26 protein-coding genes and 1 riboswitch are annotated in these 24,377 nt (G+C 62.8%); of the genes, 14 read left to right on the plus strand and 12 right to left on the minus strand.

The genetic code is table 11. The annotated features are described in order from the left end of the window. The first annotated feature begins 92 nt into the window (after positions 1 to 92). Positions 93 to 169, plus strand: a riboswitch (Fluoride riboswitch). Positions 170 to 192: 23 nt separating this feature from the next. Beyond that, complete coding sequence (locus IFT71_RS20105; protein WP_031392892.1) at positions 193 to 1,557, plus strand: voltage-gated chloride channel family protein; 1,365 nt, start codon at positions 193 to 195, stop codon at positions 1,555 to 1,557. 9 nt (positions 1,558 to 1,566) lie between these two features. On the opposite strand, the gene IFT71_RS20110 is transcribed toward IFT71_RS20105, so the two are convergent. The 6 genes from IFT71_RS20110 to IFT71_RS20135 all read right to left on the minus strand — a co-directional run bounded on the left by IFT71_RS20110 (position 1,567) and on the right by IFT71_RS20135 (position 7,716). After that, the gene (locus tag IFT71_RS20110; RefSeq protein ID WP_031392891.1) at positions 1,567 to 2,043 is read right to left on the minus strand and encodes a hypothetical protein; all 477 of its coding nucleotides are present in this window, start codon (positions 2,041 to 2,043) and stop codon (positions 1,567 to 1,569) included. 13 nt (positions 2,044 to 2,056) lie between these two features. Beyond that, on the minus strand, positions 2,057 to 3,301 hold the full coding sequence (locus IFT71_RS20115) for a molybdopterin-dependent oxidoreductase (RefSeq protein WP_197975372.1): 1,245 nt from the start codon (positions 3,299 to 3,301) through the stop codon (positions 2,057 to 2,059). A gap of 106 nt (positions 3,302 to 3,407) precedes the next feature. Next, positions 3,408 to 4,559 carry a TDT family transporter gene (locus IFT71_RS20120; RefSeq protein WP_031392889.1) on the minus strand — a complete coding sequence of 384 codons (1,152 nt, stop codon included), beginning with the start codon at positions 4,557 to 4,559 and terminating at the stop codon, positions 3,408 to 3,410. Then, the gene (locus tag IFT71_RS20125) at positions 4,556 to 5,428 is read right to left on the minus strand and encodes a LysR family transcriptional regulator (protein WP_031392888.1); all 873 of its coding nucleotides are present in this window, start codon (positions 5,426 to 5,428) and stop codon (positions 4,556 to 4,558) included. Before IFT71_RS20125 ends, IFT71_RS20120 begins: the two co-directional genes overlap by 4 nt. Positions 5,429 to 5,516: 88 nt before the next feature. After that, a complete protein-coding gene (locus IFT71_RS20130; RefSeq protein ID WP_031392887.1) occupies positions 5,517 to 6,500 on the minus strand; it encodes a malate dehydrogenase in 984 nt (327 codons plus the stop codon). A 46-nt stretch (positions 6,501 to 6,546) separates the two neighbouring features. Next, complete coding sequence (locus IFT71_RS20135) at positions 6,547 to 7,716, minus strand: hypothetical protein (protein WP_051916164.1); 1,170 nt, start codon at positions 7,714 to 7,716, stop codon at positions 6,547 to 6,549. Positions 7,717 to 7,881: 165 nt separating this feature from the next. Here IFT71_RS20135 and copM point away from each other — a divergent pair, with 165 nt between their 5' ends. Next, positions 7,882 to 8,358 carry a CopM family metallochaperone gene (gene copM / locus IFT71_RS20140; protein WP_234387257.1) on the plus strand — a complete coding sequence of 159 codons (477 nt, stop codon included), beginning with the start codon at positions 7,882 to 7,884 and terminating at the stop codon, positions 8,356 to 8,358. Continuing rightward, on the plus strand, positions 8,355 to 9,773 hold the full coding sequence (locus IFT71_RS20145; RefSeq protein WP_051916163.1) for a YncE family protein: 1,419 nt from the start codon (positions 8,355 to 8,357) through the stop codon (positions 9,771 to 9,773). Before copM ends, IFT71_RS20145 begins: the two co-directional genes overlap by 4 nt. A gap of 283 nt (positions 9,774 to 10,056) precedes the next feature. Here the strand turns inward: IFT71_RS20145 and IFT71_RS20150 are convergent, their stop codons facing one another. Together IFT71_RS20150 and parA are read right to left on the minus strand one after the other, a co-directional pair. After that, entirely contained in the window at positions 10,057 to 10,326 is a 270-nt protein-coding gene (locus tag IFT71_RS20150) for a ribbon-helix-helix domain-containing protein (RefSeq protein WP_031392883.1), read from the minus strand. A 1-nt stretch (position 10,327) separates the two neighbouring features. After that, positions 10,328 to 11,005, minus strand: a complete 678-nt coding sequence (gene parA, locus IFT71_RS20155) for a ParA family partition ATPase (RefSeq protein WP_031392882.1) — start codon at positions 11,003 to 11,005, stop codon at positions 10,328 to 10,330. 201 nt (positions 11,006 to 11,206) lie between these two features. On the opposite strand from parA, the gene IFT71_RS20160 reads away from it, so the two are divergent. From IFT71_RS20160 to IFT71_RS20175, 4 genes are all read left to right on the plus strand, one after another. Then, positions 11,207 to 11,677, plus strand: a complete 471-nt coding sequence (locus IFT71_RS20160; protein WP_031392881.1) for a hypothetical protein — start codon at positions 11,207 to 11,209, stop codon at positions 11,675 to 11,677. A gap of 146 nt (positions 11,678 to 11,823) precedes the next feature. Next, positions 11,824 to 12,387 (plus strand): recombinase family protein, encoded by a 564-nt coding sequence (locus tag IFT71_RS20165; RefSeq protein WP_056677686.1) that lies wholly within the window; start codon positions 11,824 to 11,826, stop codon positions 12,385 to 12,387. 608 nt (positions 12,388 to 12,995) lie between these two features. Further along, positions 12,996 to 13,478 (plus strand): helix-turn-helix domain-containing protein, encoded by a 483-nt coding sequence (locus IFT71_RS21650; RefSeq protein WP_056677689.1) that lies wholly within the window; start codon positions 12,996 to 12,998, stop codon positions 13,476 to 13,478. Then, positions 13,478 to 14,050: a PIN domain-containing protein gene (locus tag IFT71_RS20175; protein ID WP_056677692.1), complete on the plus strand. Its 573-nt coding sequence runs from the start codon at positions 13,478 to 13,480 to the stop codon at positions 14,048 to 14,050. Before IFT71_RS21650 ends, IFT71_RS20175 begins: the two co-directional genes overlap by 1 nt. Positions 14,051 to 14,271: 221 nt before the next feature. On the opposite strand, the gene IFT71_RS20180 is transcribed toward IFT71_RS20175, so the two are convergent. From IFT71_RS20180 to copC, 4 genes are all read right to left on the minus strand, one after another. Beyond that, positions 14,272 to 14,655: a MerR family DNA-binding protein gene (locus IFT71_RS20180; RefSeq protein WP_055763348.1), complete on the minus strand. Its 384-nt coding sequence runs from the start codon at positions 14,653 to 14,655 to the stop codon at positions 14,272 to 14,274. Beyond that, positions 14,652 to 17,126 carry a heavy metal translocating P-type ATPase gene (locus IFT71_RS20185; protein ID WP_082445487.1) on the minus strand — a complete coding sequence of 825 codons (2,475 nt, stop codon included), beginning with the start codon at positions 17,124 to 17,126 and terminating at the stop codon, positions 14,652 to 14,654. Before IFT71_RS20185 ends, IFT71_RS20180 begins: the two co-directional genes overlap by 4 nt. A gap of 126 nt (positions 17,127 to 17,252) precedes the next feature. Further along, complete coding sequence (gene copD / locus IFT71_RS20190; protein WP_055763342.1) at positions 17,253 to 18,182, minus strand: copper homeostasis membrane protein CopD; 930 nt, start codon at positions 18,180 to 18,182, stop codon at positions 17,253 to 17,255. Position 18,183: 1 nt separating this feature from the next. Further along, positions 18,184 to 18,555, minus strand: a complete 372-nt coding sequence (gene copC, locus IFT71_RS20195) for a copper homeostasis periplasmic binding protein CopC (protein ID WP_055763339.1) — start codon at positions 18,553 to 18,555, stop codon at positions 18,184 to 18,186. Between the two features lie 122 nt (positions 18,556 to 18,677). On the opposite strand from copC, the gene IFT71_RS20200 reads away from it, so the two are divergent. From IFT71_RS20200 to IFT71_RS20230, 7 genes are read left to right on the plus strand one after another with little or no spacing between them, the layout of a single operon-like run. Beyond that, positions 18,678 to 18,950, plus strand: coding sequence for a hypothetical protein (locus IFT71_RS20200; protein ID WP_055763369.1), 273 nt, complete (start codon positions 18,678 to 18,680; stop codon positions 18,948 to 18,950). Further along, positions 18,947 to 19,387 (plus strand): periplasmic heavy metal sensor, encoded by a 441-nt coding sequence (locus tag IFT71_RS20205; RefSeq protein WP_055763336.1) that lies wholly within the window; start codon positions 18,947 to 18,949, stop codon positions 19,385 to 19,387. Before IFT71_RS20200 ends, IFT71_RS20205 begins: the two co-directional genes overlap by 4 nt. Next, on the plus strand, positions 19,384 to 19,977 hold the full coding sequence (locus IFT71_RS20210) for an RNA polymerase sigma factor (RefSeq protein ID WP_055763333.1): 594 nt from the start codon (positions 19,384 to 19,386) through the stop codon (positions 19,975 to 19,977). The genes IFT71_RS20205 and IFT71_RS20210 overlap by 4 nt, the downstream gene beginning before the upstream one ends. A 43-nt stretch (positions 19,978 to 20,020) precedes the next feature. Then, the gene (locus IFT71_RS20215; RefSeq protein WP_056405756.1) at positions 20,021 to 21,958 is read left to right on the plus strand and encodes a copper resistance system multicopper oxidase; all 1,938 of its coding nucleotides are present in this window, start codon (positions 20,021 to 20,023) and stop codon (positions 21,956 to 21,958) included. Then, on the plus strand, positions 21,955 to 23,166 hold the full coding sequence (locus IFT71_RS20220; RefSeq protein ID WP_055763326.1) for a copper resistance protein B: 1,212 nt from the start codon (positions 21,955 to 21,957) through the stop codon (positions 23,164 to 23,166). The genes IFT71_RS20215 and IFT71_RS20220 overlap by 4 nt, the downstream gene beginning before the upstream one ends. Then, positions 23,163 to 23,909: a PepSY domain-containing protein gene (locus IFT71_RS20225; RefSeq protein ID WP_268795171.1), complete on the plus strand. Its 747-nt coding sequence runs from the start codon at positions 23,163 to 23,165 to the stop codon at positions 23,907 to 23,909. Before IFT71_RS20220 ends, IFT71_RS20225 begins: the two co-directional genes overlap by 4 nt. A gap of 36 nt (positions 23,910 to 23,945) precedes the next feature. Continuing rightward, entirely contained in the window at positions 23,946 to 24,335 is a 390-nt protein-coding gene (locus IFT71_RS20230) for a DUF305 domain-containing protein (protein WP_235516307.1), read from the plus strand. Positions 24,336 to 24,377: the final 42 nt, after the last annotated feature.

Consider the following 24,377-nt stretch of genomic DNA (forward strand, 5'->3'; position numbering starts at 1 on the left):
TATAACGGGCTCAGATAGACGCTGCCGACTGGCCGGTCCGAGCATTTGCCCGACCAACATGCCCATTGACGGTTGGGGCAAACGTCTAATAGATCGACTTTGGCAATGGATTTCTGCCGGGCAATTTGGCCGAACCGCTCTGATAAGAGCTGATGATTCCTACTTGGCGCCTTCAGGCAGCAAGGAGGAATTGTGCGCGCTACCTTTCGCAATCTCGTCGGCACGCTGAATGTCGCGGCATTCATGCGCGATCGTCACGACCATGCGATCTCTGTCCTGCGCTGGGCGCTGATCTTGCTGCCCATGGCGGCACTCGTCGGGACGCTATGTGCGGCGTTCCTGCTGAGTCTCGATACCGTTACGCGACTGCGGTTTGCATCGCCTTGGCTGCTCTATCTGCTACCGGTGGGCGGGTTCGTTGTCGGATTCCTCTACCATGTCACCGGGCGCACAGTGGAAGGCGGCAACAATCTGATCGTCGAGCAGATCCACGAGCCTGGCGGCGGGGTGCCTCTGCGGATGGCGCCGCTCATCTTCTTCGGCACAGTGGTGACGCATCTTTTCGGTGGCTCGGCCGGACGTGAGGGCACCGCCGTCCAATTGGGTGGAAGCCTTGCCAGCGGTTTCGGCCGCGCGCTCCGCCTCGATGCGGGCGGCACGCGCATCCTGTTGATGACGGGTATCGCAGCCGGGTTCGGCGCGGTCTTCGGCACGCCGATCGCAGGCGCGGTCTTCGCGCTCGAAGTGCTGGCGATCGGCCGCGTTGAATATTCCGCGCTAGTGCCTTGCCTCGTTGCAGCGCTAGTCGGCGATTGGACGTGCCTCGCCTGGGGTATCCATCACGGTGTCTACCCGATCGGTGCGTTGATACCGGTCGATGCGCTGCTCGTGACGAAGGCGGGTATTGCGGGGATCATATTCGGATTGGTCGGTTTGGCCTTCGCCGAAGCCAACCACGTGGTCGGGGGATGTCTGAAGCGGATCGTCCCCTATGGTCCGCTACGTCCAGTGATCGGCGGGGTCGTCGTTATCGCGCTCGTCTTCCTGTTCGGCACGCGCGACTATCTAGGCCTGGGTGTCCTGGCAGCGAGGCCCGAGAGCCTTACCATCGCCAGCTTCTTCGGACCAGACACGCATCCGTGGAGTTGGGCGATCAAGCTGCTGTTTACTGTCGTCACGCTCGGTGCGGGTTTCAAAGGCGGTGAAGTCACGCCGTTGTTCTTCATCGGCGCGGCGCTCGGTAACGCGCTGGCGCCTTTCTTGGACGTACCGACGGGCCTGTTCGCCGCGATCGGCTTTGTTGCGGTCTTTGCCGGGGCTGCCAATACCCCGCTCGCCTGCACCTTCATGGGGATTGAACTGTTTGGCGCCAGCTATGCGGTGCCGATCGCCGTCGCCTGTTTCGTGGCCTATCTCTGCTCGGGCCACAATGGCATCTACCTGTCGCAGCGCGTTGCGATACCCAAGGTGCCCGCGAACGGCCTCGCGCCCAATGCAACACTGCGCGAGACACGTACACGCCGCACAGCACTTCGCGCGCAGAACCGCGTGTCGTGAGTGATGTGCTTAGCCTGATCCCCCCGATACGTCGGGCGCAGCCTTCGGATCGGGGTCTTGCGCCTTGCCCTTCGCGGCGCCCGGCTGCTTTGCGCTCATGGCGGTCAGATAAGCGACGATCGCCGGCACGTCAGCCTGTGCAACAGGAGCCTTGTAGACCTCGCGCATCTTGGTGACCTCCGCGGTCCACTGATCGGAGGAGAGTGGCGGCTGGTTCAGCGCCATGCTCGCCGAATGACACGAGGTGCAGTTGGCGTTGATGACGTCGGCATGCGGGCCGGCGGGATATTGCCCTTCGTCGGTCGGGAGATCGACCGAGGTGGACGCCAGCGAGAAGCCGCGCGCCGAAACGCTTGGCGGCGGTGGTGCGGTCGGGGCGGCAGGCGGCGGGGCGATGCGGCTGTTCGGGGCACCGATCGCGAGTAGAAGAACGACGGTCGCGCCGACGAACCCGAACGACAGCGTGCCGATGGAAGGCGTTTTCATGGGGGAGCGCTCCTCAGCCGACGACGATGTTGGTGGTTTCGATGTTGCCGCGCATGAACCCGCCCGGGTTCCAGATCGGCGTCATCGGCTGCGCGATGCCGGCGGTGTTCCAGCAGCGCGACATCAGTCTGGTCGGGCCCGCATGGCTGAGCGGCACCTGCGCATCCCAGCGGCGGAAACTGTATTTGCCGTGATCGGGGCCAAGCGTCGTCTTGTACCAGCTCTTGCCGTTGTCGGTCGACACATCGACCTTGGCGACGCCGCAATCGCCGCCCATCGCGATGCCGCCCAGCGGGATTGACCGGTCAAACGCGATCGCCTGCCCTTCGTCGAGGCTCGTGACCCAACTGCGCGGGATCATCTTGTTGATCGGGACGGCCGGGAAATCCTTCTGGCCAGGCCGCACGTTCGCGCCTGGAGTGTCAGGGATCTTGTACGCCTTGGCCATCCAGTAACCGTCGTCGGGCGCGGCAAGCACCTCGATGTCGTTCAGCATCTTGACCCAATAGGTCGAATACCAGCCGGGTACGATCAGCCGGACCGGGAAGCCGTTGAGGAGCGGCATCTGTTCACCGTTCATCCCGAAGGCGAGCATCACTTCGCCGTCGCGTGCGTGGTCGATCGACAGCGACTTCGCAAAATCCGGTCCACCCGCGACCACCGGCTGGTCGAGCGCACCGAACCGCACCGCGACCGCGCCCGGCTTCACGCCGGCGATATCGAGCACGTCGCGCAGGCGCACGCCGAGCCATTTGGCGTTGCCCATCGCCCCGTGACGCCACTGCGCACCGGCAACAGGGGGCTGGAACAGCGCACGCGAATTGCCCGAGCATTGGTTGATCGCCGCCAGCTCGACGCGTGGCAACTTCAGCAGTTGCGCGAGCGAGATCGACAGCGGCCGCGTGACCGCGCCGTGCACCTTGATCCGGAACGCCTCGACATCGATCGCGGTCGGAATGTCGGCCCAGTGCCAGCGGACGAAGAACTGGTCGTTCGGTGTGAAGACGTCGCCATTGAACACGCTCATCGGCGTTTCCAGCAGCGGCGGGTGGATCCGCTGGAGGATCATGCTGCCCTTGCCGGGGAACGCACTGGTTATCGGCCGTTCCGATGGGCCACCCGGAAGATGCAGGTCGACCATGCTCTGCGCCAGCGCGGGTGCGGCGATCAGCGCGCCGCTGCCGATCGCAGCCTCTGCGAGAAAGCGACGGCGGTTCGTCGCCTGCGCCAGTTTCATATCCAGGCTGTCCACCAGCATTCTCCCTTCGATGTCATGCTCTTATGCGCGATCCGTCCGACGGTCTGCCCGGTACGGGTCGATCGGATGGGCCGGTTCGATCCGGCAGGACGATCAGTTCGGCCCATCAATTGGCTTGGGCGATGCAGGGCGACACGAACAGGTTTCCGCGCCAGCCGCCTGCGACCGTCTTGGCGCCGACCAGCAGCCACATCGCTGCGAGCGCGATGGTGAGGATGGTGCCGACGATCCCGAAAAAGCCGAGCTGGAGCGTCGTGCCGAGCTTGAAGGTGGCGACAGTGTAGACGCCGAGCGGGAAGGTGTAGCCCCACCAGCCAAGGTTGAACGGGATACCCGCGCGCCAGTAGCGGATCGTGATCAGCGTCGCGAGCGCCAGCCACCACAGGCCGAAGCCCCAGAGCAACAGCCCGGCGATCGTGCCGATCCCCTGCGCTACCGCGCCGATCTGGCCGAGGCCGTTGGCGGCGAGGATCGCGGGCGCGTCGCTACCGAGCACCAGCATCCCGAGCGCACCGGTGCCGATCGGACCGAGCGCGAGCCAGCTCGAGGCGGCCATGCTCTCGTGCGGCAGCTTGTGGAGAGCCATCCGCAGGATCAGGATCGCGAGAATGCCGAACGCGACCGGCACCGAATAGGCCCACAGGACATAGGAGGTCGCCAGCACCACGAACTGATGATGGGCGTCGGCCAGATGCGGTGCGAGCAGGCCTCCGCTCGCGCCTGCGACCTCGGCCGCGACCACTGGCAGGAGCCACACCGCGGTCATGCCGTCGAGCGAATGTTCGTGCCGGGTAAACATGAGGTAGGGGATCGCTACACCGCAGGCGAGCGACATCGCGACGTCGATCCACCACAATGTCTCGGCGATCGGGATCACGCCGGCGCCGAACCGCGGCAGGCCGAACGCCAGGAACCCGTTGATGATCGTCGCGAGGCCCATCGGGATCGTACCGATGAACATCGATACGGTGTTGTGCCCGAAGATCCGCCGCGCCTCGTGCCCGAACATCGTCCAGCGCGCGGTGTAGAGCCCGGCGAACAGCGTGAAGAGCGCGATGTTGAAATACCACAATGCCTCGCCGACCGGGTGCAGCGACGTGCCGACGCCCGGCACCTGCGGTAAGGCCAGCGCCAGGATACCGGTGCCCATGGTCGCGGCGAACCAGTTGGGCGTGAACTGCCGGATCATCTCGCGCGGTGAGTCGAGCCGGCTGAGCGGCTTCAGGCCATCAAGAACGGGTTTCAGATCGGCGGTCACTTGCCAGTCTCCTTGATGAGATCGGTCAGCGCATCGGCCGCCCGGGTACGATAGCGCTCTTTGTGCCGCAGCGCGTAGAACGGACGCCGCGGCAGACCGAGCGGCAGATCGTGCAACGTTCCGGCCGCGATTGCAGGTGCGACGACATGCTGCGACAGGACCGCGACGCCTGCGCCAGCCTCGACCGCGCTACGTACCGCCTCGTTCGACGGCAGGGTCAGCGCGGTGGTGAGGTCCGACGGATCGACGCCGCGCTGGCGCAACACCTCCTCGAACGACGAGCGCGTGCCCGATCCCTGTTCGCGGACGATCCAGCGCGCGGCGCGGATCCAGTCCTCGTCGATCGTGTCGGCTGCGCGATCGCTTACCAGCACCATGCGGTCGTTCGCGACCGTCCAATGCGCGAGCGCGGGCTCGTCGATCACACCCTCGACGAAGCCGAGCTCGACCGCACCGTCGAGCACGCGCGCCGCGGCCCCCTCGGTGTTGTCGATCGCCAGTTCGATTGAGATCGCGGGGTAGCGCGCATGGAACGCCGCCAGCTGGCGGGGCAGCCAATAGCCTGCGATCGTCTGGCTTGCGACCAGCCGCAGTGTGCCGCGCTCCAGTCCTGCATATTCGGCCAGTGCAAGTTCCGCGCTGGCGGCACGGCCAAGCACTGCGCGCGCGTCGACCAGAAACATGCGGCCCGCTTCGGACAGTTCGATCCCGCGGCCGACCCGGTGGAACAGCGGCACGCCGTGCCGAGCTTCTAGCGCGGCGATGGCAGCGCTTGCGGCTGACTGCGTCACATTGAGCGCTTCGGCAGCGCGCGTCATGTGCTCGCGCTCTGCGACACCGACGAAAATCCTGAGTTGTTCGAGGGTCATGCCCGATCTCCTTGCCCCAATGATAGGGAAAGGAGATCAATCGCACCAACCAAAGATTACAGTCATTCCAATCAGATATACCGATCGTTCATTTCAGAATGTCGATAACCGCCTCACGTTCATCGACCAGTTCGGCAATCGTGCGATCGAGCATCGATCGCTGGAACGGATCGAGGGTCAGGCCTTCGATACGCGCATACCCACCGCTCATGCAGTGCACCGGCACGCCGCACACCAGTCCTTGCGGGATACCGTAGGAGCCATCTGACACCACGCCCATCGACACCCAATTATCGCCTGCGCCGTGCACCCAGTCGCGCAGATGGTCGATCGCTGCATTTGCGGCCGACGCGGCCGAGGACGCACCCCGTGCTTCGATGATCGCGGTTCCGCGCTGCGCAACGGTGGGGATCAGGGTTTCGCGGTACCAGGCCTCGTTTCCGATACGGTCGGCAAGCTTTTGGCCATCGAGTTCGGCATTCCCCCAGTCGGCAAACATCGTCGGCGAATGGTTTCCCCAGACGACGAGCTTTGTAATCGCATCGACACCTACACCCGCCTTGGCCGCAAGCTGTCCCTGCGCGCGGTTGTGATCGAGGCGGATCATCGACGTGATGTTTTCGGCAGGAAAACCCGGTGCGCTTTGCGCAAGAATCCAGGCATTTGTGTTGGCGGGATTGCCGACGACCAGGATCTTGGCGTCACGTTTGGCCACTGCGTCCAATGCTGCGCCCTGCGTCTTGAAGATCGCTGCGTTGGCAGCGAGCAAATCACGGCGCTCCATGCCCTTTGAGCGGGGACGAGACCCAACCAGCATGGCCGCATCGATGTCCTTGAAAGCCACCATCGGATCATCAGTAATGATCACACCTGCCAGTAGCGGGAACGCGCAATCCTCCAGTTCCATGACCACGCCGCGTACGGCGTCCATAGCCTGCGGCACGTCGAGCAGTTGAAGGATAACGGGCTGGTCCGGTCCGAACACGTCACCCTGCGCAACCCGGAAGAGCAGCGAATAGCAAATTTGTCCTGCGGCACCGCTGATCGCGATCCTGACGGGGGGCTTGGTCATTTTAGAAAGGGCTTTCCTTGGGAAATTACAGACGGTGTAAGACCGATCAACGCGCCGCCACGGCAAGCGCCGCATCGCGCCCGGATGGCACCAGATTGGCGAGACCTTTTCCTGATCGCACGGCACCAGGAACGTAGATCAGGCTTTGCGCATCCGTACTGATAGGGATTGTCGACACGGTGGTGTACGTCAGCGTGTCGATCCCAGCGACCTTGTTGGTTCCGGCCAGGCTGGCATAGATTCTCGTACCATCGCCCGACGGCCAAACCGCACTTGGAGCCGCTTGTAGCGGGACGGTTGCCACAGCCTCCAGGCTGTCGGTTCTATAGACCTTGATTGCAGGTTGATCGCCGCCAATGCTGACATAGGCAAAGGAATCGTCCGCGCGCTGGGCGAAGTTGACCGCGCCCGTTGCTGGACCAGTGTTTATCACTTCGCGTACCGCAAACGGCGGTTTGGCAGCAAAAACCGTGGTCGTGCCGCTCTCGCGGCGTGTTGCCCAAATCTGTTTGCCATCTGGCGAGACCGCGATTGCTCCCTCACCTGCACCGTTGCTGGCAACGTGTCCGACGACGCGCCGATGCTCGACGTCGACAACCAGGATGGACGGCCTTTCAGTAAGCGATACAAAGGCATAGCGTCCGTTTGGCGACAGGATGGTCGCGCCCGCTCCGCCACTTGCTGGTACGCGGGTGATCTCCCGCGCGGTCTTAGGATCCACGACTGCGATGGCATGTTCATCGCCGAGCGAAACCCAGAGTTCGTGCCCATTGGGCGTAAACGCGACGGCGGTAGGCGACGTCTGGAACACGGTCCGGCCTCGTTCCGTGTTCGTGGCCAGATCTACGAGCGTCACACTGTGCTGCGCTAATGCCGATACCGCCAGGGTCCGCCCGTCACGCGTTGCAGCCAGGTGCTGGACTTTGGGGCTGGAAAAGCTGGGCTCAGCTATCGCGCTTTTGGTGAGGTCGATGCGTCCCAGTTCGTTGCCCGCTGCAGGATCGATGACAACGATCTTTGTCGATGTCGGGTCAGACACATAGATCCGGTCATGATGACTAAGGTCGATATCAGCCTTCGACCACGGTGCCTGAACCGCCTTGATATCGCAGGGAAAGTCGTCCGCCGCAGGTGCAGCCCAATAGGCCTGAGCGATCGCCGGGACTGGGGCTACGGAGGCCAACATCGCGGCAACCAGAACGATCGCAGCTTTCATCGTTTGATCCTTATCGCGGATCCGGCGGGTGATCGTGCCAGTCCGATGCCGCTAGATCGACCGATATCTCCCCTGCGTCCAACGCATGGTAGCGATGGTTTCAATACGAAAACGCGATCATAGATTGTCTACCGTTCTTTTTAGATGATCAGAACAACCATGCTTATGCGTTGGATCGATGGCTGCGCCGCGATCATTTACGCTGTCACGCTCGGCATTCATCGCTCGCGTGTCATAAATGGGAATACTAAAGGCATGACGATGAAATCTCGCACGGCCTTGCTAACGGCGATAGCCGTGTCCGTATCGACGGGTGCGTTAGCGCAAACGGACGGTTTCGCGTCCGCAATGGATGCGGCGATGGCGCGGATGCACGGCGCGATGATGACCGGTTATTCAAGCGATCCCGATCGCGACTTCGCAAGAATGATGATCCCGCATCATCAGGGTGCGATCGACATGGCCGAAGTCGAACTGCGGTTCGGCAAGGATGAACGCCTGCGCCGGCTCGCCCAGGGAATCATCGTCGAACAGCGTCAGGAAATCGCGGTGATGCAGGGCATCCTATCCGAAGGCGGCGCGTTGCTGCCTCACACCGAACCGACCGCGACCGGTCACCCCCATCACGGAGACCGTCCATGAAGCGTTTCACCCTAACCGCCTGCGCCGCCTTGTGTTTCTCGGGCCCTGCGTTTGCCCAGCAAGTGCCGAACGCGACCCCCGACGTCCCCGTCAGCGCGCAGGACCGGTTCTACACCTCGGACCAGTTCTCCAACACCGTGTCGGTGATCGATCCGTCGACCAACACGCTGCTCGGCGTGATAAAACTCGGCGACCAGACCCCCGCGAACCTCAGCCCGCTCTACAAGGGACAGCTGCTCGTCCACGGCATGGGCTTCTCGCCTGATCGCAAGACGCTGGCGGCGATCTCGATCGGCTCGAACTCGGTGACGTTCATCGACACTGCGACCAATGCCGTGAAGCATACGACCTATGTGGGCCGATCGCCGCACGAAGCGTTCTTCCGCCCCGACGGTCGCGAAGTCTGGGTCGCGGTGCGCGGCGAGGATTATATCCAGGTGCTCGACGGCAAGACCTTCGCGCCGACTACGCGCATCCCCGTTCCTAATGGCCCCGGCATGACGATCTTCTCGCCGAACGGGAAATACGGTTACGTCTGTTCGAGCTTTTCTCCCGAGACCGTTGTGATCGACACCGCCTCGAAGAAGATCGTCGGTCGCGTCAAGCAGGCGAGCCCGTTCTGCCCCGACATCGCCGCGACGCCCGACGGCAAGCAGGTCTGGTTGACGCTGAAAGACGTCGGCAAAGTCATGGTGTTCGACGCCAAGCCACCCTTCGCAGTGCTCAAGACGTTCGACACAGGCGCGATCACCAACCACGTCAACATCGCCCGCACCAAGGCTGGCCAGTTCGCCTATGTGACGGTCGGCACCGAGAACGTCGTCAAGGTGTTCCGCACCACCGACTTCGCGCAGGTCGCGAACATCCCGGTCGGCGCGCTCCCGCACGGCCTTTGGCCGTCGGGCGACGGTACGCGGATGTATGTCGGGCTGGAGAACGCCGACGCAGTCGCGGCGATCGATACCGCCAGCAACACCGTTATCGCGACGATTCCGATCGGTCAGGGGCCCCAAGGCGTGGCCTACGTTCCCGGCGCGGTGCCGGTAGGCGATGGCCGTGCAAACCTGATGCCGCTCGCCCAGGCCGGCATGAAGATCCAGCTGACTCTTTCCGGGACTGGGCGCAGCCAGGTCACGCTGTTCGATCAGGGCCAAGTCCAGATTTTGCAGGCGGCGGTTGCGGGCCTCAGTCCAAAGATGCCCTATGTCCTTGGGCTATCCTCCCGCGCTGATGGCAGCGGCGTGATCCAGCCTCTGGCGAAGTTCATGACCAATCCGGCGGGCGGCGCGATAGTCAACACGCTCGGACCGCTCCGCCAGATCGTCAGCGACGCAAAAGGCGACATGCGCCGTTACCTCGTCATTGCTCCGGGCGACCCGATGATGCCGGGCGCCGTCGTTCAGGTGCAAAAATGAGGATTCCGGTGAAACCTGCGATCTCTTGTCCGTATCCGGTATCTTGGTCATGACGCTGGTATAGGCTGCCGCAGCGTTTTGAGACTGTCGGAAAACACATGCTTTCGGACAGGGTGCGCTCCGGCCTTGGGTCGTGGCGCCAACAGGATGGCAGAGTGTGCGACAAACCCTGTCGCTTTGGTCAGCTGTACGGAAACCCGAATCTGGGGGTTTGCTGACACCCGATCGCGTTAGCGTACATCTGGGTCCGTTCTATGTGCAGACCCCTCTTCAAAGCTGCGCGTCACCGCTCCCCGAACGGGTGCTTGCCGTACTGGCGCATGAGAAGGTCGATTGCCTCGCCCATCAAGGCCTGAAGGGTAGTTCCGTTCTCGGCCGCCAGCACATTTAAGCCTCGGCTAACTTCCGGACTAAAGTATGCGCTGACAGCCTTCTTGCCCTGCCGCGCCGCCGATCGCACCGACGCCGAGCCCTCAATGGCTGGGGTCGAGACGCTCGGCTCCACCTTCGCGCGTTCTGCACGCTGCTGCCTCATGGCGCCAAATTTGCTCATGTCAGCCTCGCTTCTTTCTGCCCTGCTTACTTGTGGGCAAGTTCACACGTTCGCTTGTCCACGTCCATAGCGCGGCGATCTCCTCCGCCGCCTTACCGTCAGGCTCCGCCTCTATCGCGGTTTTCCCTTGCGCCGTGCTGTGGTGATAGATCGCGCGCATCGTGAGCATGACGGGCGCGACCGGCACACCCATACCCTCAACGCCTTCGCTGCCCTCAATCAGCTCCCGCGCGTCTCTGTAAGTAGTTGGCGCGCGCTGAGGACCGCCCATGAAGAGCACGAAGGCCGGCTTGCCTGCTGCCTTCACCAGCTCGGCCGTCGTTTCAACGGCTGACAAGTCGAACGCTTGGGGACGACAAGGAATAAGGATCAGGTCCGCAGCCTTGCACGCCTCGCGCGCCATGATGTCCGCGTGTGGGGGCGTATCGATAATGACTAGGTCCGCGCCTAGATCGGCTGCTTGCTGCACCTTGCGCGGAAGGAGGGTGGGGGAGGCACAATCTACGACCTCAGGGTCCGCGCCGCCTCGCCAGTGGTTCCATTGGCTAGCGGTCGCTTGCGGGTCCGCGTCGAGGATCAGCGCGGAGAGGCCCGCACTGGTGGCGGCACCGGCAAGGTGGATGGCAAGCGTGGTCTTACCCGCTCCGCCCTTCTGGCTGATGATAGATATGGTCTTCATGTAGCCCCTGCACGTGTTCGCGTGTGAACATGATGGATAGCACACAAGTGAGCAAGATAACAATCTCACTTGTGAACTGATAGCCTTCGTGGCCTGTAGCAGCGTGGTTGGGTGGTCGTAAGCTGCACCCGAGGTTCGCGGCATAAGGGAGCATACGTGACAGGAATATCAGGGGGGTCAGGATCAGGCGGCTGGACGTGGGTGCAGGGCTTCGGAACGGCCTTTGCGGGCGTGCTTGCCTACCTTGGCGCGCGTTTTGGCGCGCAGGCCGGGAAGGAGAACGCAGACAAGGCCATCTTCGTCCAGATCGTCACCAGCGAGCGCGCGGTATGGCGAGAAGCAATGCGAGGGCTGGTTGTAGAGTTAACGGCCGAGGTGCGGCGTGGTGCAGTTAGCCCTGCCAAGCCGGTGAATTGGCGAAAGGTACATGCCGCGCGCGCTGGTATCGTACTCCGCCTAAACCCGGCCTGCCGCGACGTAGGGACTGAGGACAAACATGCCCTGGATCGCGCGCTCTTCCGCGCAGTCGAGGAGCTAGTGAGTGCGCGGCATACTCCAAAGCCCGATTGGCTCAAAAAGGCGGATACGGTCGAGAAAGCAGCCCAACGGCTCATCAAGAAGGAATGGGACAAGTCGAAGAAGGAGGCTCGCACAGGCAGGCTTGAAGAATGAGGCTGTGAGGGCCGCAGGATAGCAACTGTCGACTGTCTCAAATGTTCTAAGTTTTGCGACAGCGTTCCTGAAAACTGTTTTGTCTCATTTAGCGTTGTCGCAAAAGTCTGTTGCATAATACTCACATTTCGATACAGTTATGCGACATGTTGATTGGCTACGCCCGTGTGTCCACCGATGACCAGGATCTCCGGCTGCAACGCGCCGCGTTGAAAGAGGCCGGATGCAAGCGGACGTTCGAAGAAAAAATCTCTGGCGCAAAGCGTGACCGGCCTCAGCTTGCCAAGATGATCGAGCAACTGCGTGACGAAGACACGGTGGTGGTGACGCGGCTTGATCGGTTGGCACGCTCGACCCGCGACCTGCTCGATATTGCCGAGAGACTGAAGGAGGTCGGCGCCGGTCTGCGTTCGCTGGCCGAGCCCTGGGCGGATACGACCTCGCCTGCGGGCCGCATGGTGCTGACCGTGTTCGCCGGCATCGCCGAGTTCGAGCGCGAGCTGATCCACCAGCGCACCGGCAGCGGACGGGTAGCAGCCAAGGCAAGAGGGGTGCGCTTCGGCCGTCCGCCCAAGCTCACCCCCGATCAGGTCGCGCTCGGCGAACGATTGATAGGCGAAGGCACATCGGTGCGCGAAGCCGCCAAGCTGCTCAAATGCCATCATGCCACACTCTACCGGGCGCTGACCGCAGCGACGGTGGCTCCATGATGCGGTGGGCTGAGCAACCTGACGTTTCGGCAGGGAGGGCCTGATGCCTATCCGCCCCGAGCACGTGTTCCTGTATCCGATCGACTGGGCGCAGCTCTCGCACCAGATACGCTTCGTGCGGGCGGGGGGACACTGCGAGCATTGTGGACGCCCCCACAGGCAGAAGGTCTTCCACCTGGGCGACGGACGGTGGTGGGATCGGAACCGGCAATGCTGGCGCAATGGCCGGGGCCGGCGTGTGCAACGGCCTACGGAGAACATTCTGCTACAAGGCCGGTGGACACCGGTGGTCCTGGCCTGTGCGCACCTCAATCATGATCCGAGCGACAGTGCGCTTCACCAGCTCGCAGCGCTCTGCCAGCGCTGCCACATGCTCCACGATGGACCGGAGCATCGACGCCGTCGCTGGATGAACGCGCACTATCGGCGTGCGTTGGGTGATCTGTTCTACGGCCCATACCCCAAGCTGGGAGGCGACTGGATCACACCAACCCCCCTCAGCATGCTCGACGATCACCGCAGTGGAACGTCCTCCCGTTGACACTCGTTTCACTTATTGCGTTTACAAGTCGCAATCACTAGATGGCTTCCGCTCTGGGAGACGAAACATGGCCGCCGTGGCCTTCAATATCGACGAGGCCTACGAGCCTACTGCACACGAGATCGAGGCGGCCGGTAACGCCGCGCGTGCACTGTCGAGGGTAGATTCCAGCCGCCCTATTCACCTGACTGTAGAAGGGGCAGGCGAGGACGTTATCAGCCTGCCTTCTGGTGTGTTCAACAGTATCGTCAAGATGCTGGTTGAGATCGGCAACGGTCATGCCGTCACTGTTGTGCCAGTACAGGCAGAACTTACAACCAGCCAGGCGGCCGATCTGCTCAACATGTCGCGTCCACACCTCATCAAGCTCTTAGAACGCGGTGACCTGCCGTTCCGGATGGTCGGCACGCATCGTAAGCTGCTCGGGCGCGACGTGCTGACCTACCGCAGCCGCATGGATGCGGCCCGGCATGAGGCCTTGCAGGGGATGGCGGACCTGGATCAGGAAGCTGGCCTCTTCGATGATCACGCACCCCTCGATCGTCCCTGATGCTGGTCGGCCGCTACACCGTCCTGCTTGATGCCAACGTCATGCACCCCTCCATCGTGCGGGGTGCGCTTTTGTGGTTCGCCGCCAACCGGCTGTTCCGGCCGCTCTGGAGCGAGGCGATCCTGGCCGAGTGGGAGGAAAGCCTGAGGCGGCGGTTTCCTGATTTGCCAACTGACCATTTCCAACGCCAGCGGGCCTACATGGACAGCTTCGGGGAGGCGCTGGTGGAAAGCTATGAATCGCTGATGCCTGCCCTGACGCTGCCTGATCCCAAGGACGTCCATGTTCTTGCAGCAGCGATTCACGGCAGAGCCGATGCGATCGTCACTTACAACCTCAAGGATTTTCCGGTCGAAGTGGCCGCCCGCCACGGTATCGAGGTGAAGCATCCCGACGACTTCATCGTCAATGTCATCGATCTTGATACGGCCAAGGCTCTGACCGCGATCGGTAGCCAGCGCCGTCAGTTTCGCAATCCCGCTGTAACCGCCGAAGATTACCTCGACCGCTTTCGGAAAAGCGGCTTGGTCCAAGCGAGCCACCGACTGCAACCCCTCGCCGAGCTATTTTAAATGAGGGTTCTGACACCAGCAAGCGCTTGAAAGGCGCTGACCTATCTCAAGCGTCAGAACCGTTCGGTTTTGACACAAAGCTTCCTCGAAAACGATGGTCTTTTGGGAACGATAGATCTTTCCCAAAAGCCGTTTTCACACGAGAAGGGAGAACACTAGAACCGCTTGCGAACGCCCACAGGCGGTAGAGCGCGGCACGCTAAGCGCCGCGCTCGATCGGATTATTCAGCGAGGCTTTCGATAATTGGGCACTCCGGGCGATCATCGCCGTGACAGCGCTCAACCAAGTCGATCAGCGCCAATTGCATAGCTTTCAACGCGCGCGCCTTGCGGCCCAGCTCGGCAGCGCGCGCTTTCGCCAGCGCCTTAACTTCGGCGCTCGACCGATCCCGATCCGACCACAAGCCGAGTAGCGTGCGGATCTCCTCGATTGGAAACCCAAGGTCTCGCGCGTTGGCGATGAACCGCAGCCGATGAATGTCCACTTCCGAATAATCCCGGTAGCTCCCGCGCCGGAGCGGTGCGGGCACAAGGTCGATCTTCTCGTAGTGGCGGATCATGCGTTGCGAGACGCCGCTGGCCTCCGACGCCGCCCCGATGTTCATAGTTTCACCGTGTTCAGACGCAGCGCGTTGAGCACGACGGTGAAGGAAGAGAGGGCCATCGCAGCGCCAGCCAGCATTGGTGACAGAAGGATGCCGGCAACGGGGTAGAGCACGCCGGCCGCGACGGGCACGCCGACCCCGTTGAACAGGAATGAGAAGAACAGGTTCTGCCGAATGTTCCGCATCGTCGCACGGGCGAGCTTGCGCGCGCGCACGATCGCCGAAAGATCGCCGCGTGTGAGCGTCATGCCCGCGCTTTCTATCGCTACGTCGGTTCCCGTCCCCATCGCGAGCCCAACGTCGGCAGCGGCCAGCGCCGGGGCGTCGTTGATACCGTCGCCGGCCATTGCAACCTTGGCACCATCAGCTTTCAATTCGCCGATGATCCGCGCCTTATCTTCCGGTCGCAGATCGGCGCGTACATCGTCCAGGCCGCCCACGGCGCGCGCAACCGCATCGGCCGTCCCGCGATTGTCGCCCGTCAGCATGATAACGCGCAGACCTTCCTTGCGAAGAGCCGCGATGGCGTCGCGCGCCGAAGGGCGCACCGGGTCAGCAACCGCGAGCAAGCCCGCGAGTGCGCCGTCGATCGCGATCAGGATGACGCCGGCTCCCTCGCTCCGATGGCGATCGGCCGAAGCGTCGAGTGACTGGGGATCGGCACCGACCCGGCTCATTTGTGCGGCATTGCCGATCACCACCGATCGGCCGCCAACCGTGGCACTGACACCCATGCCGGTCTGCGAAGCGAAGTCTGCGACCGTGGCGAGTTGCAATCCGCGTTCCTTGGCGGCGACGACGATCGCGTGGGCTAGCGGGTGTTCGGACTGTCCTTCGACAGCCGCAGCGAGCGCGAGCATGTCGTTCTCTCCAACGGTGCCGGTTGCCTCGATCGCGACCAGCGACGGCTTGCCTTCCGTTAGCGTGCCCGTCTTGTCGATGACCAGCGTATCGACCTTATCGAGTGCCTGTAGGCTTTCGGCATTCTTGACGAGCACGCCGGCCTGCGCGCCGCGGCCGGTGCCAACCATAATCGACATAGGGGTCGCGAGCCCGAGCGCGCACGGGCAGGCGATCACCAGCACGGCGATCGCATTAAGAAGGGCGTGACCCATGCGTGGCTCGGGACCGACCAGCGACCACACCACGAAGGTCGCGACCGAGATCAGCACGACCAAAGGTACGAACCAGCCCGATACCCGGTCGGCGACCGCCTGGATCGGGGCACGGCTGCGCTGCGCTTCCGCGACCATGCGGACGATGCGCGCCAGCATCGTGTCCGAACCGACCGCGCCGGCTTCCATAACGAGGCTGCCCGTGCCGTTCACCGTCCCCCCCGTGACTGCGGCATCGACTTCCTTGAGGACGGGGGCCGGCTCGCCGGTGAGCATGGATTCATCGACCGAGGAGCGACCCTCGACCACCACGCCATCGACCGGGATCGCATCGCCGGGGCGGACCCGCAACCGATCTCCGGTTGCCACGTCGGCAAGGCTGACTTCTTCCTCTGACCCGTCAGACCGCAACCGTCGCGCTGTCTTGGGAGCGAGGTCCATGAGGGCGCGTATCGCGCGGCCAGTCGCCGCTCTGGCGCGCAATTCGAGAACCTGTCCGAGCAACACCAGTGTCACGACGACGCCGGCAGCTTCGTAATAGACTGGGACCATGCCCCCGTGCATCCGGAACGTCGCAGGGAAGATGCTGGGCGCGAGTGTTGCGACCAGGCTGTAGAGGAATGCCGCACCGACGCCGATCGCGATCAGCGTGAACATATTCAGATGGCGGGTGCGAAGCGACATCCACCCCCGCTCGAAAAACGGCCATCCCGCCCACAGCACAATTGGCGCAGTGAGTGCGAGTTGGACCCAAGGCGAAGCGGTAGGGCTAACAACATGGAGCCCAAACATCTCGGCGAACATCGAAACAATGAGCAGCGGAACGGTGAGCGCTCCTGCTACCCACAAACGCCGGGTGAAATCGACTAGTTCTGGATTGGGACCGTCATCGAGCGACGGCTCTTCCGGTTCGAGGGCCATGCCGCAAATGGGGCACGTTCCCGGCCCTTCCCGACGAATCTCAGGGTGCATGGGGCACGTCCACATCGCTCCCGGGGTTGCCACCGGCTCGGGCTTTGGCTTGGCCCCAAGGTAGGCATCAGGGTCAGCGACGAACTTGGTTCGACACCCTGCACTACAGAAATGATACTCGTGCCCGGCATGCTCGGCATGGTGCGCTGTTTTTGCCAGATCAACGGTCATGCCGCATACCGGGTCGGTCACTGTGGCAGAAGGTTCTCCGCCCGCTTTCCCTGAGCAGCATCCTTCCTTGGCAGCTTGTGGAACAGCCGGAGATTTGGAGGACGAGCAGCAGGACGCGCCCGCCTCGCGCTCGATCGCAGCAGCTTTATCAGCTTGCTTGTTCGAGCACCCGCAGCCCCCGGCCAAATGGGCGTGGAAATCAGGGTCGTTCATAGAAAAACTCCTTCAACCCGAGAGCATGTAGGGTCTGACACCGTGTCAGGGTCAAGCCCCCCTTCCAACGACTCACGGCACCTAATTAAATTACGTCGCAAAGCTCGATTGCCCTCAAACCAATAGCTACATGGCCGACGCAGGGGGTTCGAGCGTGCCGAGCCAACCTACCAGCACGAGGATCGCGACCACGCACGAAGCCTCGACTGCAAGACTTGTTCGCAAGGTTCGCAGCGCGCCTTTATAATCGCCTGCTGACACCGATCGTTCGAATGCCGGTGTAAAGCGGAAGCGGTTAAGCGAAGCGAGTCCGAGCATCCCACCCAACAGCACAAGCTTGGCGATCAAGAGCCTGCCGTAGACCGTCGTGCCGAGGGTCGGGAGATTGCCAAGGCCAACCAACAGCCAAGCGTTGATGAGGCCGGTGATGACGATCGTACCGACGACAATCGTGCCGGTCAGACCGAACCCGTGCAGCGCTCGATAGGTCAGTGCGAGGTGGGCGGCATCGGTGCGCCGCGCTGGTCGTGTCACCAGCAGCCCAAGCCCGAGCAGCGCTCCCACCCACGCACCAGCGCTCAGGAGATGGAGGATATCGGCCGCCAGATGCACCCACCCGGTCGCGCCTTCGTCCATCGCCCCGTGCCCCGTCCAGGCGAGCGTTGCGAGAGCGACGCCGGAAAAGATGGCGACCAAGCCAAGCGGCATCGTGCGCCGCGCCGCTATTAGGGCAGCGATAGACGCCACCAAGAGCGCGATCATGCGTACTTTCCATGCCGTGCCCGTTGCGGAGTCAGAGAGCAGCATTCCGACTGCTTCCCGATCGATCGGCCACGGAGGTGCACCTGCCATCGCGGCTGCGAGCAGCGCGACCGCTATGCCGGAGAATAGCAGGGCGAGAAGCCCGGTCCCGAACAGCCAAGGGCGGAAGGCAAGCGCGTTGCCGCGCTCACCGACCTTCAACCCGTAGAGGCCGAATGCCGAGAGGCCGAACAGCCCGCTCAGCGTCACGTAAAGCGCGAAGCGAACCGCGATCAGCGGCCAGTCGGCTTCCACCTTACTTCACCGTGAAGGCGTAGTTTCCGGTGATGCGGTGTGTGTCGGTCGAGACCACATGCCAGGCAAGCTTATAGCTACCCGCGCCGAGCGGCGACTTGGGCGTGACGACGAGGGTGCGACCGTCCGAGCCGACAGTTGCGGTCCCGACGACTTTCATTGGTGCGTGCGTCATGCCGCCATGCCCGGTCATCATCAGATCCGCACCGGAAAACTTGGGCATCAGCTTCTCGCTGAAGCGCAGTGTGACATTGGCGGGCTTCGCGACCATCGCATTCGGTGCCGGGGATGCGGATACGAGTTTGGGATGGGCCTGGGCGGCTCCGGCAAGGCCGAGAAGGACGACAGCGGTAGGAAGGAAGACGCGACGCATGGGAATACTCCGATCAGGTTCGTGCCTGTTCTACGCGGCCCGGCCGCTCGCCCCTCATGACGGAAGTCGAGGGGTGATGGGCATCGCTGCGTAACAAGTGGTAGAGGCGCGGAGTGGACAGCATGGACGATCTAGACAGAACATTGGCGAGGCTCGCGGGCGCACCCGTGCCGGCATCGCTGGACGGGATCGAAGCGCAGGTGTTCGCACGCATCGGTGCGCAGCCCGTCGCACGGTTGACCGGATTGGGCGTCGGGGGCGTGATGGTCGCAGCGCTCGCGATCGGCATGGTTGGCGCGGAACTTCCGGCGACCGCCAGCCCTGCGGTGTCGCTTTCGCCGCTCGGGGGCGCATCACCACTGGCGCCATCGGTCTTGCTGATTGGTGAGCCATGACATCGACCAAGCGGCTTATCGTCTGCGTTGTACTGGCCTTCCTCGCGGCTATCGCAGGCGTATTTCTTGCGCGCGTGTTGCTGCCCCAGCCTAAGCAACCGGGCACCGCCTTGCACGAGGTCCTGCACCATAAGCTGGCGCTTGATGGCAATCAGCAGGCCCGGCTGAAAAGCCTAGAGGACCGGTTCGCGGTGCAACGCCACGCGCTGGAATTGGAAATGCGCGCGGACAATGCACGGCTAGCCGAGGCCATTGAGACCGAGCATGGCAACGGCCCCAAGGTGACCGCCGCGGTCGATCAGAGTCATGCGGCGATGGGCGAGTTACAGAAGGCAACGTTGGCGCATATCTTCGCCATGCGGCAGCTTTTGCGCCCGGATCAGACCCCCCAATTCGATGCTGCGGTGGTGAAGGCGCTCACCGACGACCAGGGGTGAGCCTCGATTGGACCACCCTGTCCGACGGCGAACTGGCGACGCTCAGCATCGCTGGCCGACAAGCGGCATTCTCCGAAATCATGCGTCGCTATCGTCAGCCTATATTCCGGCTCGCGCGCGCCTTTGTCGGCGAGGCCGACGAAGCGCTCGATTTGGTTCAAGAGACGTTTGTCGCGGCGCATCAGGCGATGCCGCGCTACGATACACAGCGGGCGATGAAAGCATGGCTTTCTACGATCGCCGTCAACAAATGCCGGGATTGGGCAAGGAAGCGCGCGGTCCGTCGGTTTTTCTCCTTTGCCGCACCGCTCGACGAACAGGCCGAGACGATCGCGGACGATCAGGTAGCAATCGATGACGCAGCAGCCGATCGGCAGGAACTTGCCAAAGTGACGCGCGCCATCGCGACCTTGCCGATGAATCTCAAAGAACCGTTGGTGCTCCGCACGATCGAGGGTTTGAGCCAGGCGGAAACGGCCGATGTATTGGGGATCAGCCAGAAGGCGGTCGAAACCAGGCTATATCGGGCTCGCGCGCGCCTCGCCGAAAATTTGAAAGAGAACCAAGGGGTAGGCGCACGGGACGCGTAAGAGGTGAGACGGGCCGGCAGCGGCTCAATCCCAAGGAGCTACCATGTCGCGCGTTCTAGACCGCCGCCAATTGCTGCGCGGTGCCACTCTTGCAGGAGGCGGTGTTGCGCTGTCGGCATATATGCCGGCATGGGCGCAGCCTGTTTCCGCTGGTATTGTGAAGCCGCTGCCTACTGTATCGGGTGATGAAATCCGGCTCCGGGTCGCGCACCAGATGATGATGATCGACGGACGGCAGAGCCACGCCATCGGCATTAACGGCACTGTGCCCGCACCGCTGATCCGGCTGCGGGAAGGTCAGACCGTGCGGCTGCATGTCGAGAACGGTCTTGATGAGCAGACCTCGTTGCACTGGCACGGCCTGATCGTGCCGTTCCAGATGGACGGCGTGCCGGGCGTTGCCTTCCCCGGCATCGATAAGCGCACGACCTTCACCTACGAGTTCCCGATCGTGCAGGCCGGCACCTATTGGTATCACAGCCATTCCGGGTTGCAGGAGCAGATGGGGCTCTACGGCCCCATCGTGATCGACCCCAAGGGCGTTGACCCGATCCAGTCGGATCGCGAGCACGTTATCGTGCTGTCCGACCACAGCCAGCTCCACCCGCATCGCATCTTCATGAAGCTCAAGAAGCAGTCGGGCTATTTCAACCGGCAGCAGCAGACGCTCGCCGGCCTGCTCAAGGGCGAGGACCAGCCGCTCAAGGATCGCCTCGATTGGGGCAAGATGCGGATGGACCCGACCGACGTCGCCGACGTGACGGGTTCAAACTACACCTATCTCGTCAACGGGCATGGGCCGCAGGACAATTGGACGGGGCTGTTCAGGCCGGGCGAGCGGGTGCGGCTGCGTGTCATCAATGCGTCCGCGATGACGACCTTCAACGTCCGGATTCCGGGGTTGAAGCTGAGCGTTGTCCAGGCGGACGGCCTCAACGTCCGTCCCGTTGAGGTCGACGAGTTCCAGATCGGCGTGGCCGAGACCTACGACGTGATCGTCACTCCATCGGACGAGCGCGCCTACACGCTGGTCGGTGAGAGCGTGGACAGGTCCGGCATGGCGCGCGCAACGCTAAGCCCCCGCGAAGGCATGGCCGCTGAAGTCCCTCCACTTCGCAAGCGCCCTGTCGCCACCATGAAGGACATGGGGATGGACATGAACATGGATATGTCGGGCGGCGGTTCGATGCAGGGCATGGACCATAGTGGCATGCCTGGAATGGATCACGGATCAATGGCCACGGCTGAAAAGCCCGCCGCTGCGATGGACCACGCGCAGATGGACCACGGTGCTGCCGGTGCCGGCGCGGGCGGAATGGCCGGGATGGATCACGGCGCGATGCAGTCGGGTGCTACGATGCCAGGCATGGCAGGTGCGCCCGACGCCGCAGGTGGTATGGCAATGGGCGGCATGGCGGGCATGGACATGAACATGCGCGACTTTTCGAAAGCGCCGGGCGTGAAGAAGGGGCCGGGTGTCCAGACCATCTCGCCGATGCCGATGGATCGTACCGGCGACCCCGGTCAGGGTCTGGAGAATGTCGGGCATCGTGTGCTGAATTACCGCGATCTGGTCGCGGTCGATCGCAATCCCGATCTGCGCGCGCCGTCGCGCGAGGTGCAGATCCACCTTACCGGCAACATGGAACGCTACATGTGGGCGCTCGACGGTGAAAAGCTGTCCGAGGTGAAGGCACCGATCCCATTTCTTGCTGGCGAGCGCGTCCGCGTCACGCTGGTCAACGACACGATGATGGGCCACCCGATCCACTTGCACGGCCACTTCTTCGAATTGGTGACGGGGCACGGCGCGTACAGCCCGAGAAAGCATACCGTCATGGTCCAACCGGGGGGCAAGGTCAGTTGGGACGTGACCGCCAACGAGGGCGATTGGGCATTCCACTGCCACATGCTCTACCACATGCACGCGGGCATGATGCAGGTCGTCCAGGTCCGTTCGGCGAAGGGAGAGGCGGCATGAAGGCGCTGCTTCTCGCCGGGATCGGCGCGCTGGTCGCCACGGCACCTGCCACGGCGCAGACGATGGACCATTCAATGATGCCGGGCATGAGCATGCCGGGCATGAAAATGCCGGCGAAAAAACCGACCGCTAGATCGAGACCGGCCACAAAGCGGGCCCCTGCCAAGAAGGCAGCGACTAGGAAGGTCCCGGCAAAGCGTCCCTCCAAGCCTGCAGCCGATCCACATGCCGAACACACGATGCCCGGCATGGACATGAGCGGTGCGAACGCGGCCGATCCGCACGCCGGCCACGACATGTCCCAAATGTCAGGCATGAACCCTGCTCCGGCTACCGCAACAGGCGAGCACACCGGCCATGATATGTCGGCGATGCCCGGCATGGATATGGCACCCGGCCAGCCAACGCAGCATGACATGTCTTCAATGCCGGGAATGGCGACCGTGCCTGTCGGTACAGACCTGAAGCCGGGCAATGCGCCCGCGCCTGCACCATCTCCGGTGCTGGCAGCGTCTCGCTATTACGGCGAGGCAGCCATGAGCGATGCCAACCGCGACCTGCGCCGCGAGCATGGCGGAATGACCTACTACCAAGTGCTCTTCAACCTTGCCGAGTATCAGGCGCGCAAAGGCGGGGACGGCTATCGATGGGATGGCGAGGCTTGGATCGGGGGAGACATCAACCGTCTCACCCTGAAGAGCGAAGGCGAGGGCACATTTGGCAAACCGCTCGAAGCGGCCGAGGTGCAGGCGCTCTACAGCCGTGCGCTCGATCCCTATTGGAACCTTCAGGCGGGCGTCCGCTACGACTTCAAGCCGAACCCTTCTCGCACCTACGCGACGGTCGGGATCGAGGGGCTTGCGCCCTATTGGTTCGACGTCGAGGGGGCACTGTTCCTTTCTGACAAGGGCGACGTGCTTGGCCGAGCCGAGGCATGGTACGACGAGCGAGTGACACAATTCTTCGTCCTTCAGCCTCGCGTGGAAGCCAACTTTGCAGCCCAAGACGTGCGCCAGGACGGCATCGGATCGGGGCTTACGGACCTCGAACTCGGGCTCAGGCTGCGCTACGAAAAGTCGCGTGAGTTTGCGCCCTACATCGGCGTGTCGTGGGAAAGGCAATTCGGCGACACGGCACGCTTCACGAGAGCACGCGGTGATGACACGGGCGGCTTCAGCTTCGTTGCCGGCGTGAGGACCTGGTTCTGAGGAGCGGCAGGCTCCGCCTTCATGTCGGTGCCAGCAAGCTTCATCGCTGGCTGGCACTGATTATCGGGGTGCAGCTACTGCTCTGGTTCTCCAGCGGCTTGTTGATGAGCATCCTGCCGATCGAGCGGGTACGAGGAGAACACCTCGTTGCACGCGAGAACACGGCGACGATCGATCCGGCTCAGGAGTTTGCTTCCCCGGCATCGGTGTTGGGCGCTGCCCCCGGCCCGGTGCGCGAACTGCGCTACACGACCTTGTTCGGACAACCCGTCGCCGAGTTGACGATGGCTAACGGCACGGTCCGGATGCACGACGCCCGGACCGGTTTGCCGATGCAGCGTATCGATGCGCCCTTTGCGCTACGAGTTGCACGCGCGGCATATCGCGGCCCCGGTGTCCCTGTTGCGTCCGTCATGTTTGCTCGAACAGCGAGCACGGAGTTTCGTGGCAAACTGCCGGTCTGGCGTGTGGAGTTCGAGGACGCCGAGACGACGCGCGTGTTCGTGTCACCGGAGAACGGTAGGATTGTCGGTGTCCGAACGGGTACGTGGCGGCTCTATGATTTTTTCTGGGGCCTCCACATCATGGACTGGAAAAACCATGAGAACTTCAACACCCCTTGGATGATGGCATTTGCAGCTGGGGGGCTAGCCCTTGCGGTGGCAGGCGTGGTGCTGCTCTACATGCGCTGGCCGCGCCGCAGGCAAAGAAAAGTCCAAGGGGTGCACGACGTTGCCGCGTAACTCTCTCTAGGTGGGGGATACCTCGGGAGAACGACTATGAAGACCATTACCACGATCGGCATGTTAGCCGCAGCGCTCGCCGCCAGTCCGCTTGCCGCACAGAGCAGCATGGCGGGCATGGATCATAGCCAGATGCAGGGAATGGATCATTCCAAGATGATGAATGATCCGGGCAATCCTTACGCCGCATCCGAGATGGACATGCATCAGAAGATGATGGCCGCGAAGCAGGGAGACGCATCGGAGATGTGGACCCGCAAGATGATCGAACATCATCGTGGAGCCGTTACCATGTCGCGCGTGGCGCTTCGGGACGCGAAGGATGCCGACACGAAGCGGATGGCGCAGATGACCATTACGAAGCAGGAAAAGGACATCGCCGAGCTTCAGGGCTGGCTCAAGTCGCATGGCAAGCGCGCCCAATAAGGCCGCTGGCAGGAACCCCGCCCCCGGGCGGGGCTTCACCAA

It is taken from the genome of Sphingomonas sp. CFBP 13733 (assembly GCF_014841795.1).
In the GTDB taxonomy this organism is placed as follows: Bacteria; Pseudomonadota; Alphaproteobacteria; order Sphingomonadales; family Sphingomonadaceae; genus Sphingomonas; species Sphingomonas aerolata.